Annotated in this window: 12 protein-coding genes; 9 read left to right on the top strand and 3 right to left on the bottom strand. The window is 69.8% G+C overall.

All coding sequences use genetic code 11. The annotated features are described in order from the left end of the window. A complete protein-coding gene (gene queG, locus CBM2586_RS02795) occupies positions 1-1,227 on the top strand; it encodes a tRNA epoxyqueuosine(34) reductase QueG (protein WP_115686762.1) in 1,227 nt (408 codons plus the stop codon). Between the two features lie 20 nt (positions 1,228-1,247). Here the strand turns inward: queG and CBM2586_RS02790 are convergent, their stop codons facing one another. Continuing rightward, positions 1,248-2,141, bottom strand: coding sequence for an AEC family transporter (locus CBM2586_RS02790; RefSeq protein ID WP_115686761.1), 894 nt, complete (start codon positions 2,139-2,141; stop codon positions 1,248-1,250). A gap of 158 nt (positions 2,142-2,299) precedes the next feature. Here CBM2586_RS02790 and CBM2586_RS02785 point away from each other — a divergent pair, with 158 nt between their 5' ends. The 6 genes from CBM2586_RS02785 (at position 2,300) to plsY (ending at position 6,821) form a co-directional block, all read left to right on the top strand. Then, positions 2,300-2,995, top strand: coding sequence for a chalcone isomerase family protein (locus CBM2586_RS02785; protein WP_115662931.1), 696 nt, complete (start codon positions 2,300-2,302; stop codon positions 2,993-2,995). Between the two features lie 103 nt (positions 2,996-3,098). Then, positions 3,099-4,067: a tripartite tricarboxylate transporter substrate binding protein BugE gene (locus CBM2586_RS02780; protein ID WP_115662932.1), complete on the top strand. Its 969-nt coding sequence runs from the start codon at positions 3,099-3,101 to the stop codon at positions 4,065-4,067. 105 nt (positions 4,068-4,172) lie between these two features. Then, positions 4,173-4,652, top strand: a complete 480-nt coding sequence (locus tag CBM2586_RS02775; RefSeq protein WP_115662933.1) for a methylated-DNA--[protein]-cysteine S-methyltransferase — start codon at positions 4,173-4,175, stop codon at positions 4,650-4,652. Then, positions 4,649-5,587, top strand: a complete 939-nt coding sequence (gene xerD / locus CBM2586_RS02770; RefSeq protein WP_115662934.1) for a site-specific tyrosine recombinase XerD — start codon at positions 4,649-4,651, stop codon at positions 5,585-5,587. The genes CBM2586_RS02775 and xerD overlap by 4 nt, the downstream gene beginning before the upstream one ends. Positions 5,588-5,608: 21 nt before the next feature. Next, positions 5,609-6,100, top strand: a complete 492-nt coding sequence (gene ybaK, locus CBM2586_RS02765; RefSeq protein ID WP_115686760.1) for a Cys-tRNA(Pro) deacylase — start codon at positions 5,609-5,611, stop codon at positions 6,098-6,100. A 112-nt stretch (positions 6,101-6,212) separates the two neighbouring features. Next, a complete protein-coding gene (gene plsY, locus CBM2586_RS02760) occupies positions 6,213-6,821 on the top strand; it encodes a glycerol-3-phosphate 1-O-acyltransferase PlsY (protein ID WP_115662936.1) in 609 nt (202 codons plus the stop codon). 184 nt (positions 6,822-7,005) lie between these two features. Here plsY and CBM2586_RS02755 read toward each other — a convergent pair whose 3' ends face one another. Both CBM2586_RS02755 and CBM2586_RS02750 read right to left on the bottom strand, forming a co-directional pair. Beyond that, the gene (locus tag CBM2586_RS02755; protein ID WP_115686759.1) at positions 7,006-8,277 is read right to left on the bottom strand and encodes an ATP-binding protein; all 1,272 of its coding nucleotides are present in this window, start codon (positions 8,275-8,277) and stop codon (positions 7,006-7,008) included. 27 nt (positions 8,278-8,304) lie between these two features. Then, positions 8,305-9,048: a response regulator gene (locus tag CBM2586_RS02750; RefSeq protein WP_111518539.1), complete on the bottom strand. Its 744-nt coding sequence runs from the start codon at positions 9,046-9,048 to the stop codon at positions 8,305-8,307. A gap of 333 nt (positions 9,049-9,381) precedes the next feature. On the opposite strand from CBM2586_RS02750, the gene CBM2586_RS02745 reads away from it, so the two are divergent. Beyond that, positions 9,382-10,875: an MdtA/MuxA family multidrug efflux RND transporter periplasmic adaptor subunit gene (locus tag CBM2586_RS02745; protein WP_115686758.1), complete on the top strand. Its 1,494-nt coding sequence runs from the start codon at positions 9,382-9,384 to the stop codon at positions 10,873-10,875. Positions 10,876-10,884: 9 nt separating this feature from the next. After that, positions 10,885-14,007 carry an MdtB/MuxB family multidrug efflux RND transporter permease subunit gene (locus CBM2586_RS02740; protein WP_115686757.1) on the top strand — a complete coding sequence of 1,041 codons (3,123 nt, stop codon included), beginning with the start codon at positions 10,885-10,887 and terminating at the stop codon, positions 14,005-14,007.

The following is a 14,007-nucleotide window of genomic DNA, read 5'->3' as shown; positions in this document are numbered from 1 at the left end:
ATGATCGACCGAGTCGCCCCCGGGCCGGCGGATGCGCCGCCCACACCAGTACCAGTACCAGACCCCAGCGGCCATGCGGCCGCGGGCCCGGGGGAGCTTGCGGCGCTGGCCGCGTCGATCCGCGCATGGGGCGCCGCGCTGGGCTTTGCCTCGGTGCGCATCGCCGATGTCGACCTCGCGCACGCCGAGCCGGGACTGCTGGCCTGGCTGGCGCAGGGCTACCACGGCGACATGGATTATATGGCCAACCACGGCCTGCGGCGCGCCCGTCCGGCCGAACTGGTGCCCGGCACGGTGCGCGCGATCGTGGCGCGCATGCCCTATGTCCCGGTCGCCGGCGCGCACGCCGCTGCCGCCGACTGGCGCCGCCACGAGCTGGCGCGGCTGGACGATCCGGCCACCGCGGTGGTGTCGTTGTACGCACGCGGGCGCGACTACCACAAGGTGCTGCGCAGCCGGCTGCAGCAACTGGCCAGCCGCATCGAGGCCGAGATCGGCAAGTTCGGCTACCGCGTCTTCACCGATTCGGCCCCGGTGATGGAAGTGGCGCTGGCCAGCCAGGGCGGACTCGGCTGGCGCGGCAAGCATACGCTGCTGCTGGACCGCGACGGCGGCTCGATGTTCTTCCTCGGCGAGATCCTGGTCGACATCCCGCTGCCGGCCGATCCGCCCGAGGCCGGCCATTGCGGCAGCTGCCACCGCTGCCTCGACATCTGCCCCACGCGCGCCATCGTCGCGCCCTACCGGCTCGACGCGCGCCGCTGCATTTCCTATCTCACCATCGAGCACAAGGGCGCGATCCCGGTGGAGTTCCGCGCGCCCATGGGCAACCGCGTCTACGGCTGCGACGACTGCCAGCTGGCGTGCCCCTGGAACAAGTTCGCGCACGTGGCCACGGTGCCGGACTTCGACGTGCGCAATGGCCTGGACGCGCCCGACATGGTGGCGCTGTTCGCTTGGACCGAAGCGGAATTCAACCAGCGCCTCGAAGGCAGCCCGATCCGCCGCATCGGCCATGAGCGCTGGCTGCGCAACCTGGCGGTGGGGCTGGGCAACAGCCTGCGCGCGGCACTGTCCGGCACGCGCGCCGAGGATGCGGCGCTGGCCGCGCGCATCCGCGCCGCGTTGCTGGCGCGGCGCGAGACCGCCACGCCCATGGTGCAGGAACATATCGACTGGGCCCTGGCCCAGGGCGGCCCGCCGGCGCAACGGGCCGGGGCCGACTGAGCCCCGGCGTCCCGCTCGGATCAGCTCACCAGCGCCAGCCACAGCGGCGTGGTGACGATCGCCGCCACCGTCATCAGCGAGATCGTCGCCGCCACCATCGGCCCGTTGCCGCCCATGCGCACGGCCAGGATGTAGGCGCTCGAGGCGGTCGGCAGCGAGGCGTACAGCACCACGATCTGGTACTGCAGCGCGGTCAGCGGCAGGTGCCGCCCCACCAGCCATGCCACGCACGGCATCGCCAGCAGCTTGACCCCGGTCCACCACGCCACCGGCCCGGCGGTGCCGCTGGCGCCGCTCACCTGCAGCCCGGCGCCCACCGTCATCAGGCCCAGCGCGGTCGACGCCGAGCCCAGCCGGTTCAGCGTCATGCCCAGCACCTCGGGCGCGTGCAGCCCCATCAGGTTGGTCGCCAGGCCGCCGGCGGTGGCCAGGATCAGCGGGTTGCGCGCCAGTTCCTTCCACAGCGCGGACTGGCCATGCCGGGCCAGCGCCCACACCGCCGCCACGTTGCACAGCGGCACGGTGCAGCCGACGATCACCGCCATCAGCGCCAGCCCTTCGGAGCCGCCCAGCCGCGAGGCCAGCGCCAGCCCGATATAGGAATTGAAGCGGAACGCGGTCTGCAGCCCCGAGGCAAAGCTGACCGGGTCCGGGCGCAGCACCCATTTGACCGCGTAGCCGCCGGCCAGGCCGGTGGCCAGCACCAGCAGCGCCAGCCCCAGCATGGCCGAGGTCGACGAGAAGTCGAGCGCCGCGGTATTGGTCGACTGCAGCAGCAGCGCCGGAAACAGGACGAAGTAGACCAGCCGCTCCACCCCGCCCCAGAAGGCGCGGTCGAAGGGGGAATAGCGCACCAGCAGCCAGCCGATCAGGATCAGGCTGAAGTCCGGGACCAGCAGGAGGGCGGAAGACATCTATGGTTGTCGTGGTGGTGGCAGTGGCACGGCGCTGCAACTGCCCGGGCAGCCGTCGCCCAGAAACTGCGGTGGGGAGAGATAACGGCAAGAAAGCCGGAATGTGCAGACTAGGGCAGATACGGATAGGTATTTTTCCAGATTTCGGGCAGCATGGCATGCCTAGTTGTACGCCTGCCGCCATGTTGTCCCGCATCCGTTGCGCGCGCCTGCGCGTGGACACTCTCCTCCGCCCCCGCTTCCGCACCGGCTTCCGGCCGGGCCGCCGCCTGCGCCTGGCCGTCGTGCTGGCGGCGCTCGGCGCCGTGACCGCGGCGCATGCCGTGCCGGGGCCGGCACGCGCGGTCGAGATCGCCGGCGTGCGCTTCGACGACGCGGCGCGCGTGGGCGGCAAGGAACTGCAGCTCAATGGCGCGGCGCTGCGCACCGGCTTCCTGACCACGGGCTACGTGGCCGCGCTGTACCTGGAGGAAAAGGCCCGCAACGCGGCCGTGGTACTGGGCACGCCCGGCGCCAAGCGGCTACAGTTACGCATCCTGCGCGAGACCGAGCCGCCGGCGGTGGTGCGCGCGATCCGCCAGGGCATGCGCGACAACCACAGCGAGGCGCAGATGCAGGGGCTGGCGGCGCGGCTGGTACAGTTCGAGCGCACCCTGGGCGAGATCGGCACCGCGCACAAGGGCGACGTCATCAACCTGGATTTTTCCCCGCAAACGGGGACGGTCGTGGCCATCAACGGCACGCCGCGCGGCCGGCCGATTCCCGGCGAAGACTTTTACCAGGCCCTGCTGCGGGTGTTCCTGGGCGAACGCCCGGTCGACGCCGGGGTCAAGCGCGGCCTGCTGGGCGGCTGACCAGGATTACGCTGCCGGCGCACCGCCCGACCTGTGGCACTGCGACGGTTTTTTTGCTTCCGGGCGGCACCCTGCCCGGATTTCTGACGGGAGACATGATCTCATGCAAGCTGGCAAACTCGCACTGACCCTGGCCCTGGCGGCCGCCGCCACCGCGGCGCAGGCCCAGAGCTACCCCACCAAGCCGATCCGCCTGATTATTCCGTTCGCACCCGGCGGCACCACCGACATCGTCGGCCGTGGCGCGGCGGACCAGATGAGCCGCATCCTGGGCCAGCCGGTGGTGGTGGAAAACCGCGCCGGCGGGGGCGGTTCGATCGGCGCCGATGCCATCGCCAAGGCCGCGCCGGACGGCTACACCATCGGCATCTCGACGGTCTCGACCATGGCCGTGAACCCGGCCTGCAACCCCAAGCTGTCGTACGACCCGATCAAGGACTTCAAGCCCATCACCAACCTGGCCAACGTGGCCAACGTGATCGCGGTGAACCCCAACTTCCCGGCCAAGGACTACAAGGAGTTCCTGGCCGTGCTGAAGGCCAACCCGGGCAAGTATTCGTACGCGTCGTCGGGCACCTGCGGCTTCGGCCACATGCTGGGCGAGCAGTTCAAGGTCTCGACCAAGACCTTCATGGTCCATATCCCGTACCGCGGCGCGGGCCCGGCGCTGAACGACGTGCTGGCCGGCCAGGTGCCGATCATGGTTGACAACCTGCCGTCGTCGATGCCCTACATCAAGGCCAACAAGCTGCGTCCGATCGTGGTCGCCTGGAACAAGCGCCTGGAGTCGCTGCCCAATGTGCCGACCTTCGGCGAAATGGGCCTGAAGGAGCCGAACGATCCGGCCTGGTACGGCCTGGTGGCGCCCGCCGGCACGCCTGACGAGGTCATCAAGAAGCTCAACGAAGCCGCGGTCAAGGCCCTGCAGGACAAGGACTTCCAGCAGCGCCTGCGCACCGCCGGCGCCGAGCCGTCGGGCAACACGCCGGCGCAGCACGCGGCCGAGATCAAGAAGGAATTCGACAAGATGAAGAACCTGGTCAAGGTGCAGAACATCAAGCTGGAGCAGTAATCCGGCCGGTGTCACGCCAACCGCCAGAGGGCCGCCGCAAGGCGGCCTTTTTTCTGCCCCCGCCAAAAAGCACTAAAATCCAGCATTCGCCCCAGCCTGACCGCCATGCCCGCCACCTACGACGCCATCCTTCCCGCCCCGTTCGGCAAGATCGGCGTGCGCACGGACGGCGCGCGCATCCGGGCCATCGTGTACCTTCCCGGGCACGTCGAGGCGCAGGCGCCGGCCAATGCGCTGACGCAGCGGCTCGCGGCGCAGCTGGCGGCCTATTACGACGATCCCGACAGCGCCTTCGACGTGCCGCTGGCCCCCGCCGGCAGCGATTTCCAGCAGCGCGTGTGGCAGGCCATCTGCGCCGTGCCGCGCGGCGCCACCACCACCTACGGCACCATCGCCGAAGCCATCGGCGCGATGCCGCGCGCGGTCGGCCAGGCCTGCGGGCAGAACCCGTTCCCGATCCTGGTGCCATGCCATCGCGTGGTCTCGGCAAGGGGCATCGGCGGGTTCTCGCACCATGCCGAAGACGGCTTCTACCTCGACGTCAAGCGCTGGCTGCTGCGCCACGAGGGCGCCATGCTGATATGAGCGGCGCCTCGGCGGCGGCCGAGCTCAGCGCGGCCGCCAGCGCCGCCGACGTGGCCCTGGTCAGCCGCTTCTGCGATGCGCTGTGGCTCGAAGACGGGCTCTCGCGCAACACCATCGACGCCTACCGGCGCGACCTGACGCTGCTGGCGCGCTGGCTGCAGCAGGAGCAGCGCGGCGAGCTGCTCGGCGCCGACGACGGCGCGCTGTCGGCCTACTTCAGCGCGCGCCATACGCAGACCCGCGCGTCGTCGGCCAACCGGCGCCTGGCGGTGTTCCGCCGCTTCTACCAGTGGGCGCTGCGCGAGCACCTGGTGCAGGCCGACCCCTGCCTGCTGCTGCGCCCCGCCAAGCAGCCGCCGCGTTACCCCAAGACCCTGACCGAGGCCCAGGTCGAGGCGCTGCTGGAAGCGCCCGACACCGACACCCCGCTGGGCCTGCGCGACCGCACCATGCTCGAGCTGATGTACGCCAGCGGGCTGCGCGTATCGGAGCTGACCCAGATGAAGACCGTCGAGATCGGGCTGAACGAGGGCGTCGCGCGCGTGGTCGGCGGCAAGGGCGACAAGGAGCGGCTGGTGCCGTTCGGCCAGCAGGCCGGCGACTGGCTGCGGCGCTACCTGGCCAGCGCGCGCCCGGCGCTGCTGGCCGGGCGTGCCTGCGACGCGCTGTTCGTCACGCAGCGCGGCGAAGGCATGACGCGGCAGGCGTTCTGGCACCTGATCAAGCGCCATGCGCGCGATGCCGGCGTGCATGCCCCGCTGTCGCCGCACACGCTGCGCCATGCCTTCGCCACGCACCTGCTCAACCACGGCGCCGACCTGCGCGTGGTGCAGCTGCTGCTGGGGCATGCCGACATCTCCACCACCCAGATCTATACCCACGTCGCGCGCGAACGCCTGCGCGAGCTGCACCAGCAGCACCATCCGCGCGGCTGAACGCCCAAGGCGGCCACTGTCATGAGCAAATCCAGGCACGTTTCGGAAACCCCCGCCACGCAAGCGCTGCGCAAGCACGGCGTGGCCTTCGGCGAGCACCCCTATGACTATGTCGAGCATGGCGGCACCGGCGAATCGGCGCGCCAGCTGGGCGTGCCCGAGCACGACGTGATCAAGACCCTGATCATGGAAGACGAGCGCGCGCAGCCGCTGGTGGTGCTGATGCACGGCGACTGCTCGGTCTCGACCAAGAACCTGGCGCGCCAGACCGGGCGCAAGAGCGTGCAGCCGTGCAAGCCCGAGGTGGCGCAGCGGCATAGCGGCTACGTGGTGGGCGGCACCTCGCCGTTCGGCACGAAGAAGCGCATGCCGGTGTACGTGGAAGCGACCGTGCTGCAGCTGGCGCGCATCTACATCAACGGCGGGCGCCGCGGCTACCTGGTCAGCCTCGACCCGAAGCTGCTGCCCGCGCTGCTCGACGCCCAGCCGGTGCAGTGCGCGCTGCCCGACTGAGCCTGCCGGGCGGCAGCTCGAGGGCAGCCTCCATGCCAATCGGGGAAGTCACGGTCGTGGCGGGGCCCCTGCCGCGCTACAATCGCGCCAGCCTGAAAACATCCCACTGCACATGGCCAATCTGCTTTTTGCCCTTGCCGCCTACCTGATCGGCTCCGTTTCCTTCGCTGTGGTCGTCAGCAAGCTGATGGGGCTGCCGGACCCGCATTCCTACGGCTCGGGCAACCCCGGTGCCACCAACGTGCTGCGCACCGGCAACAAGAAGGCGGCGATCCTGACGCTGATCGGCGATGCCCTGAAGGGCTGGCTGGCGGTGTGGCTGGCGGCGCGCTTCGGCCCGGCGCACGGCCTCACCGACACCGGCCTGGCCATGGTGGCGCTGGCGGTGTTCCTCGGCCACCTGTTCCCGGTGTTCCACCGCTTCGCCGGCGGCAAGGGCGTGGCTACCGCGGCCGGCATCCTGCTGGCGATCAACCCGATCCTGGGCCTGGGCACGCTGGCCACCTGGCTGATCATCGCGTTCTTCTTCCGCTACTCGTCGCTGGCGGCGCTGGTGGCGGCAATCTTCGCGCCGTTCTTCCATGTGCTGATGAACGGCGTCGACGTGATGGCCGGCGCGATCTTCGTCATCAGCGTGCTGCTGATCGCGCGGCACCGGCAGAATATCGCCAAGCTGCTGGCGGGGAAGGAAAGCCGGATCGGGGAGAAGAAGAAGGTTTGAAGGTCTTGCCACACACGGCTGCGAGCCTCAGCATGCGGCCGGTTTGCTCCCCTCTCCCGCTTGCGTGAGAGGGGCCGGAGGAGAGCGCAGGCGCTGGCAATTGCGACGGCCTGTACTTCGTTGAAGCTCCCGCCCTCTCCCCAACCCTCTCCCGCAAGCGGGAGAGGGAGTACCCCAGCGGTCATCACACGGTAGCCGCCCCAAACACCATCTCCACCCTCAACCCGCCGCCCTCGGCATTCATCAGGTTGAGCTTCCCGCCCGCCTGCCGCACCAGCCGGTCGACGATCGCCAGCCCCAGCCCGGAATGCGCATTGCCGCCGCGCGCGGGGTCGAGCCGCACGAACGGCAGCGTGGCGCGCTCCTTGTCATGGTCGGGAATGCCGTCGCCCTGGTCTTCCACCACCAGCATGTAGCCGTCGGGCGTGCGCGCGGTGGCGATGCAGACCGGCGGCTTGCCATAGGCGTAGGCGTTGTCGACCAGGTTGCCGACGATGCGGTCCAGCTGCGTGGCGATCATGCGGAAGCCCTCGCCCGCGCCCAGCGACAGCACCACCTGGCGCTCCTGCTCGGCCAGCGAGGCGGCCAGCTCGTTGACGCGCCGGTCCACCGGCACCGGCCGCGCGGTGGACTCGCTGGTCTGCGCGAAGCTCAGGAACTGCTCGACGATGGCCGCCATCGATTCGACATCGCGCGTGACCCCCGCGGCGGCCTTGGGATCGGCCAGCATCTCGGCGCGCAGGCGCAGCCGCGCCAGCGGCGTTTTCAGGTCGTGGGCGATGCCGGCCAGCATGGTGTTGCGTTCCTGGTCGATGCGCGCGAGGTCGGCCACCATGCGGTTGAAGCGCTCGATCAGCTGGCGCAGCTCGTGCGGGCCGCGCTCGCGCAGCGGCGGCACCGCGTGCTGGCGCGACAGCAGCGCGGCCGCGTTGGCCATGTCGCGCACCGGCCGCTGGATCTGCCACGCGATCAGCACGGCAAACACGATCGCCACGCCCACCACCAGCATCACCCCCGGCACCAGCCGGTTGTCCGGCGGCGGGTTGTGCACCCACAGGATCGGCATCGCGATCCAGTCGGCGCGGCTCGGCAGCTTGATCCAGATGCGCGGCGTGGTCTCGTCCTCCAGCCGGATCTCGGTGCCTTGCGGCAGGCGGCTGATGAACTGCTCCACCAGCCGGCGCGAACGGCCGCCCTTGGGCGCGGTGGCGTGCTCGTCGGCATCGGCGGTGTTGGCGGTTTCCACCAGGCTGGGGAGCTTCGCCGGCGGCCGCGCATCGAGCGCGCGCTCGATGCTGTCGAGCTGGAACAGCATCTGCTCCACCGAATAGTCGACCTGCTGCTGGCGCCGGTCCATGCGCAGGATGGCCAGCCACGAGAAATGGCTGATCACCAGCACCGCGGCGATCAGCAGCGCAATGCGGCCGAACAGGGTATCGATACGTCGCAACTTCATCGGCAGGCAGGTCCTGATGGCGCCGGTTTATTCGGGAAGGCCCGCGGGAATCTCTTCCGCTTCGTCGGGCACGAAGGTGTAGCCGCGCCCGCGCACGGTCTGGATATAGCGCGGGCGCTGCGCGTCCTCGTCCAGCAGCCGGCGCAGGCGCCAGATCTGCACGTCGATGCCGCGGTCGCTGATGCCGCTGGCGCTGCCGTACATCAGCTCGACGATGCGCTCGCGCGACAGCACTTCGAGCGGATGCATCAGCAGCAGCTTGAGCAGCGCGAACTCGGTATCGCTGATCGACAGCGCCTGGCCGGCACGCGTCAGCGTGCGCTGGCGGAAGTTGACGCGGAACGGGCCGAAGGCGACCGACTCGCGGTCCTCGGGCGCCGCCGCCGGGCGCGCCAGCTTGCGGCGCAGCACGGCGTTGATGCGCGCCAGCAGCTCGCGCGGCGAAAACGGCTTGCCGAGATAGTCGTCGGCGCCGATCTCGAGGCCGACGATGCGGTCGATCTCGTCGCTGCGGGCGGTGAGCAGGATCACCGGGATATCGTCGTTACGGGCGCGCAGGTTGCGCAGCGCGGTCAGGCCGTCGACCTTGGGCATCATCAGGTCCAGCACGATCAGCGCCGGCCGCTCGCGCTCCAGGCGCGCCTGCAGGCCGTCGCCGTCATGCATCACCGAGACCGCGAAGCCCTGCTGGGTCAGGTACTCGCGCAGCAGGTCGCGCAGTTCGGGATCGTCGTCGACGACGAGGATCTGGGTAGGCTGGTTCGTTCGCATAGGCACATGATAGTCAGCCCGGGCGGCGCACACGCCGGATCGGCCGGGCGGTATTGTTTCCGGAGGTTACACCCGGGCCGCTGGTAATCCTCTGTAATAAAAGTGCCGGGCGCCGAAATACGGGCGTCCGCGCCAGCACATTATCCTTGCCGCATGACTTGCCGTCAGCGCCGCCCCGTGCGCGCCGCACGGCACGCGCCGGCACGCCGGCGGCGCTTGCGCGCTGCCCCGCCAGGCCGGCCGGCGCCGATGGCGATGCGGCATACTGCGGCATCGTCACTTGCCAGCAGAACACGACGGTGCGCCGCACGCACCGTTCCCAGGATTGCGGACATGTCCAACCCCGACCAAGGCCAACCTAACCCCTCCCCCTCCCCGTCTTCGCGCCCGCCGCGGCCGTCCGGCACCCCGCCGCGCAGGAACCGGCGCCGGCTCTATGCCGGGCTGCTGGTGCTGTTGCTCGCCGGGGGCGGCTGGTACTGGCATGCGCACCGCGGCGACGCTGCCAAAGGCACCGCGGCGGGTCCCGGCGCTGTCAGCGGGCCCGGTGCTCCCGGTGCTCCCGGTGCTCCCGGTGCTCCCGGTGCTCCCGGTGCTCCCGGTGCTCCCGGCGGCCGTGCCGGCATGCCGCGCTCACCGGTGGTGGTCGCCACCGTGGCCCAGCGCGACATGGACGTGGTCCTGAACGGGCTCGGCAACGTGACCCCGGTCTCGAACGTGACCGTGCGCGCGCAGGTTTCGGGGCCGCTGCTCAAGGTGCTGTTCAAGGAAGGCCAGATGGTCAAGGCCGGCGACGTGCTGGCCGAGATCGACCCGCGCCCGTTCCAGGCCGCGCTCGACCAGGCGGTGGGCCAGCTGGCGCGCGACCAGGCGCTGCTGCAGAACGCGCGCCTGGACCAGCAGCGCTACCGCACCCTGCTGGGACAGGATTCGATCTCCAAGCAGCAGGTGGATACCCAGGACGCGCTGGTGCGCCAGTACGAAGGCGTGGTCAAGACCGACCAGGGCAACGTCGCCAACGCGCGCCTGCAACTCGGCTATACCAGGATCGTGGCGCCGGTGTCGGGCCGCATCGGGCTGCGCCAGGTCGATCCCGGCAATATCGTCAACACCAGCGACACCAACGGCATCGCGCTGATCACGCAGATCCAGCCGATCGCGGTGATGTACACCATCCCCGAGGACAACCTGCCCTCGGTGCTGAAAAAGCTCAACGCCGGCGAAAAGCTGCCGGTGCAGGCCTGGGACCGCCAGGTGCGCAACCAGCTCGGCGAAGGCACGCTGCTGACCACCGACAACCAGATCGACACCACCACCGGCACGGTCAAGCTCAAGGCGGTGTTCCCCAATGCCGACGGCATGCTGTTCCCCAATCAGTTCGTCAACGTGCGCACGCGCGTCGACACGCTCCGGGACGCCACCGTGATCCCGGTGGCGGCGGTCCAGCGCGGCCAGCAGGGCACCTTCGTCTATACCGTCGACCAAGCCAGCAAGGTCAAGGTGCAGGTGGTCGAGCTGGGCCCCGGCGACGGCAGCCGCACCGCGGTGCTCAAGGGCCTGGAGCCGGGTCAGCGCGTGGTGGTCGACGGCGCCGACCGGCTCAAGGAGGGCATGACGGTCGAGACCGTCGACCCGGCGGCGCGCGCCGCCGCGGTGGTGCCGGCCAGCCAGCCGCGCGCACGCGGGCGGCGCCATCGCGACGGCGCCAGCGGCGCGCAGGCCGATACCGGCGCGGCAGGCGCTTCGGCAGCGCAAGGCGAACGCCGCCGCCACCGTGACGGCGGCGCCGGCGCCAGCGCGCCGGCCGCGCGCGCGCCGCAGCAGTAAGGACGCCGCATGAACCCGTCCCGCCTCTTCATCGAGCGCCCGGTGGCGACGGCGCTGCTGATGCTGGCCATCCTGCTGTCCGGGCTGGTGGCCTACCGGCTATTGCCGCTGTCGGCGCTGCCCGAGGTCGACTACCCCACCATCCAGGTCACCACGCTCTACCCCGGCGCCAGCCCCGACGTAATGACTTCGTCGGTGACCGCGCCGCTGGAGCGCCAGTTCGGCCAGATGCCGGGCCTGAAGCAGATGTCGTCGTCCTCGTCGGGCGGCGCCTCGGTGATCACGCTGCAGTTCGAGCTGACGCTGCCGCTCGACGTCGCCGAGCAGGAGGTGCAGGCCGCCATCAACGCCGGCAGCAACCTGCTGCCGTCCGACCTGCCGATGCCTCCGGTCTACAGCAAGGTCAACCCGGCCGACGCGCCGATCATGACCATCGCCATGACGTCGGACACCATGCCGCTGCCCAAGCTGCAGGACATGGTCGACACGCGCGTGGCGCAGAAGATCTCGCAGATCCAGGGCGTGGGCCTGGTCACCATCAGCGGCGGCCAGCGCCCGGCGGTGCGGATCCAGGCCAACCCGGCCGCGCTGGCGTCGCTGGGCATGTCGATCGACGACCTGCGCACCGCCATCGGCGCGTCCAACGTCAACGGCGCCAAGGGCAGCTTCGACGGCCCGCAGCGCGCCTCGACCATCGACGCCAACGACCAGCTGCGCTCCGCCGACGAATACCGCCAGATCATCCTGGGCTACAAGAATGGCGCGCCGATCCGCATCACCGACGTCGCCGAAATCGTCGACGGCGCCGAGAACAGCCGCCTGGCCGCATGGGCCAACGACCAGCCCGCGATCGTGCTGAACATCCAGCGCCAGCCCGGCGCCAACGTGATCGAGGTGGTCGACCGCATCAAGGCGCTGCTGCCGCAGCTGCAGCACGCGCTGCCGGCATCGGTGCACGTGCAGCTGCTGACCGACCGCACCACCACCATCCGCGCCTCGGTCGAGGACGTGCAGTTCGAGCTGCTGCTGGCGATCGCGCTGGTGGTGCTGGTGATCTTCCTGTTCCTGCGCAATATCCCCGCCACCATCATCCCGGGCGTGGCGGTGCCGCTGTCGCTGGTGGGCACGTTCGGCGTGATGTACCTGGCCGGGTTCTCGATCAACAACCTGACGCTGATGGCGCTGACCATTGCCACCGGCTTCGTGGTCGACGATGCGATCGTGATGATCGAGAACATCATGCGCTACATCGAGAAGGGCGATTCGCCGATGCAGGCGGCGCTGAAGGGTTCCAGGCAGATCGGCTTCACCATCATTTCGCTGACGTTTTCGCTGGTGGCGGTGCTGATCCCGCTGCTGTTCATGGGCGACGTGGTCGGGCGCCTGTTCCGCGAGTTCGCGATCACGCTGGCGGTGTCGATCCTGATCTCGGCGGTGGTGTCGCTGACGCTCACGCCGATGATGTGCGCGCGCCTGCTGCACCATGTGCCGGAGGAAAAGCTGTCGCGCTTCCACCGCGCCACCGGCCGCTTCTTCGACCACGTGATCGAGCGCTACGGCCGCGGCCTGGAGTGGGTGCTCGATCGCCAGAAGGCCACGCTGGTGGTGGCGGTGGCCACGCTGGCGCTGACCGTGCTGCTGTACCTGCTGGTGCCCAAGGGCTTCTTCCCGGTGCAGGACACCGGCGTGATCCAGGGCATCACCGAGGCCGCGCAGACCACCTCGTTCAGCGCCATGGCGCGCAAGCAGGAGGCGGTGGCCAAGGTGGTGATGCAGGACCCCGCGGTGGCGAGCCTGTCGTCGTTTATCGGCGTGGACGGCAGCAACACCACGCTCAACGCCGGGCGCATGCTGATCAACCTCAAGCCCAAGGGCGAGCGCGACCCGATCGACGTGGTCACGCAGCGCCTGCAGCGGTCGGTGCAGGGCCTGGGCGGGGTGTCGCTGTTCACGCAGCCGGTGCAGGACCTGACCATCGAAGACAAGGTCTCGCGCACGCAGTACCAGTTCACCGTGGAAGACCCCGATCCCGCGACGCTCGCAACATGGGTGCCGAAGCTGGTCGAGCGCCTGCGCCAGGAGCCGGAACTGCGCGACGTCACCAGCGACCAGCAGAACAACGGCCTGCGCGCCTATGTCGATATCGACCGCGACGCCGCGGCGCGTTTCGGCATCACCACCGCGGTGATCGACAGCGCGCTGTACAGCGCCTTCGGCCAGCGGCTGGTGTCGACCATCTTCACGCAGTCGAGCCAGTACCGCGTGGTGCTCGAGACCATGCCGGAATTCCGCACCAGCCCGCAAGCGCTGGCCGACCTGCGCCTGCCGTCCTCGACCGGCGGGCAGGTGCCGCTGGGCGCGTTCGCGCGCATCACCGAGCGCACCGGGCCGCTGGTGATCAACCACCAGGGGCAGTTCCCGGCGGCGACGATCTCGTTCAACCTGGCGCCGGGCGAATCGCTCGGCGCGGCGGTCGACAAGATCACCCGGGTCGAGCAGGAGCTGGGGCTGCCGATCTCGATGCAGACCAGCTTCCAGGGCGCGGCGCTGGCGTTCCGCGCGTCGCTGTCGAACACGCTGTGGCTGATCCTGGCCGCGGTGGTGACCATGTATATCGTGCTCGGGGTGCTGTATGAAAGCACCATCCACCCGGTCACGATCCTGTCGACGCTGCCGTCGGCCGGCGTGGGCGCGCTGCTGGCGCTGCTGGTGGCGCGAATGGACCTGGGCATCATCGCCATCATCGGCATCATCCTGCTGATCGGCATCGTCAAGAAGAACGCGATCATGATGATCGACTTCGCGCTCGAGGCCGAGCGCGAAGGCGGCATGACGCCGCGCGACGCGATCTTCCAGGCCTGCCTGCTGCGCTTCCGCCCGATCCTGATGACGACCATGGCCGCGCTGCTGGCGGCGCTGCCGCTGATGCTGGGCTCCGGCATCGGCAGCGAACTGCGCCGGCCGCTGGGCGTGACCATGGTCGGCGGCCTGCTGCTCAGCCAGGTGCTGACGCTGTTCACCACGCCGGTGATCTACCTGGCCTTCGACCGCGTGGCAGCGCGCGTGAAGGGCTGGCGCAAGCGCCGCTTCGGCGATCCGGAAGAAGGCGGCACGGGCGAGGAGCCAGTCTGA

The organism is Cupriavidus taiwanensis (assembly GCF_900250115.1).
In the GTDB taxonomy this organism is placed as follows: domain Bacteria; phylum Pseudomonadota; class Gammaproteobacteria; order Burkholderiales; family Burkholderiaceae; genus Cupriavidus; species Cupriavidus taiwanensis_B.
Note: the sequence above shows the minus strand (reverse complement) of the source record. Positions and strands in the feature narration are given on the sequence as shown.

What these genes read in the sequence shown, in the direction of transcription:
- CBM2586_RS02745 (WP_115686758.1), top strand. Translation starts at nt 9,382, where the DNA reads ATGTCCAACCCCGACCAAGGCCAACCTAACCCCTCCCCCTCCCCGTCT.
- CBM2586_RS02740 (WP_115686757.1), top strand. Translation starts at nt 10,885, where the DNA reads ATGAACCCGTCCCGCCTCTTCATCGAGCGCCCGGTGGCGACGGCGCTG.
- CBM2586_RS02790 (WP_115686761.1), bottom strand. Translation starts at nt 2,141, where the DNA reads ATGTCTTCCGCCCTCCTGCTGGTCCCGGACTTCAGCCTGATCCTGATC.
- CBM2586_RS02785 (WP_115662931.1), top strand. Translation starts at nt 2,300, where the DNA reads ATGCCTAGTTGTACGCCTGCCGCCATGTTGTCCCGCATCCGTTGCGCG.
- CBM2586_RS02750 (WP_111518539.1), bottom strand. Translation starts at nt 9,048, where the DNA reads ATGCGAACGAACCAGCCTACCCAGATCCTCGTCGTCGACGACGATCCC.
- plsY (WP_115662936.1), top strand. Translation starts at nt 6,213, where the DNA reads ATGGCCAATCTGCTTTTTGCCCTTGCCGCCTACCTGATCGGCTCCGTT.
- ybaK (WP_115686760.1), top strand. Translation starts at nt 5,609, where the DNA reads ATGAGCAAATCCAGGCACGTTTCGGAAACCCCCGCCACGCAAGCGCTG.
- xerD (WP_115662934.1), top strand. Translation starts at nt 4,649, where the DNA reads ATGAGCGGCGCCTCGGCGGCGGCCGAGCTCAGCGCGGCCGCCAGCGCC.
- CBM2586_RS02755 (WP_115686759.1), bottom strand. Translation starts at nt 8,277, where the DNA reads ATGAAGTTGCGACGTATCGATACCCTGTTCGGCCGCATTGCGCTGCTG.
- CBM2586_RS02775 (WP_115662933.1), top strand. Translation starts at nt 4,173, where the DNA reads ATGCCCGCCACCTACGACGCCATCCTTCCCGCCCCGTTCGGCAAGATC.
- queG (WP_115686762.1), top strand. Translation starts at nt 1, where the DNA reads ATGATCGACCGAGTCGCCCCCGGGCCGGCGGATGCGCCGCCCACACCA.
- CBM2586_RS02780 (WP_115662932.1), top strand. Translation starts at nt 3,099, where the DNA reads ATGCAAGCTGGCAAACTCGCACTGACCCTGGCCCTGGCGGCCGCCGCC.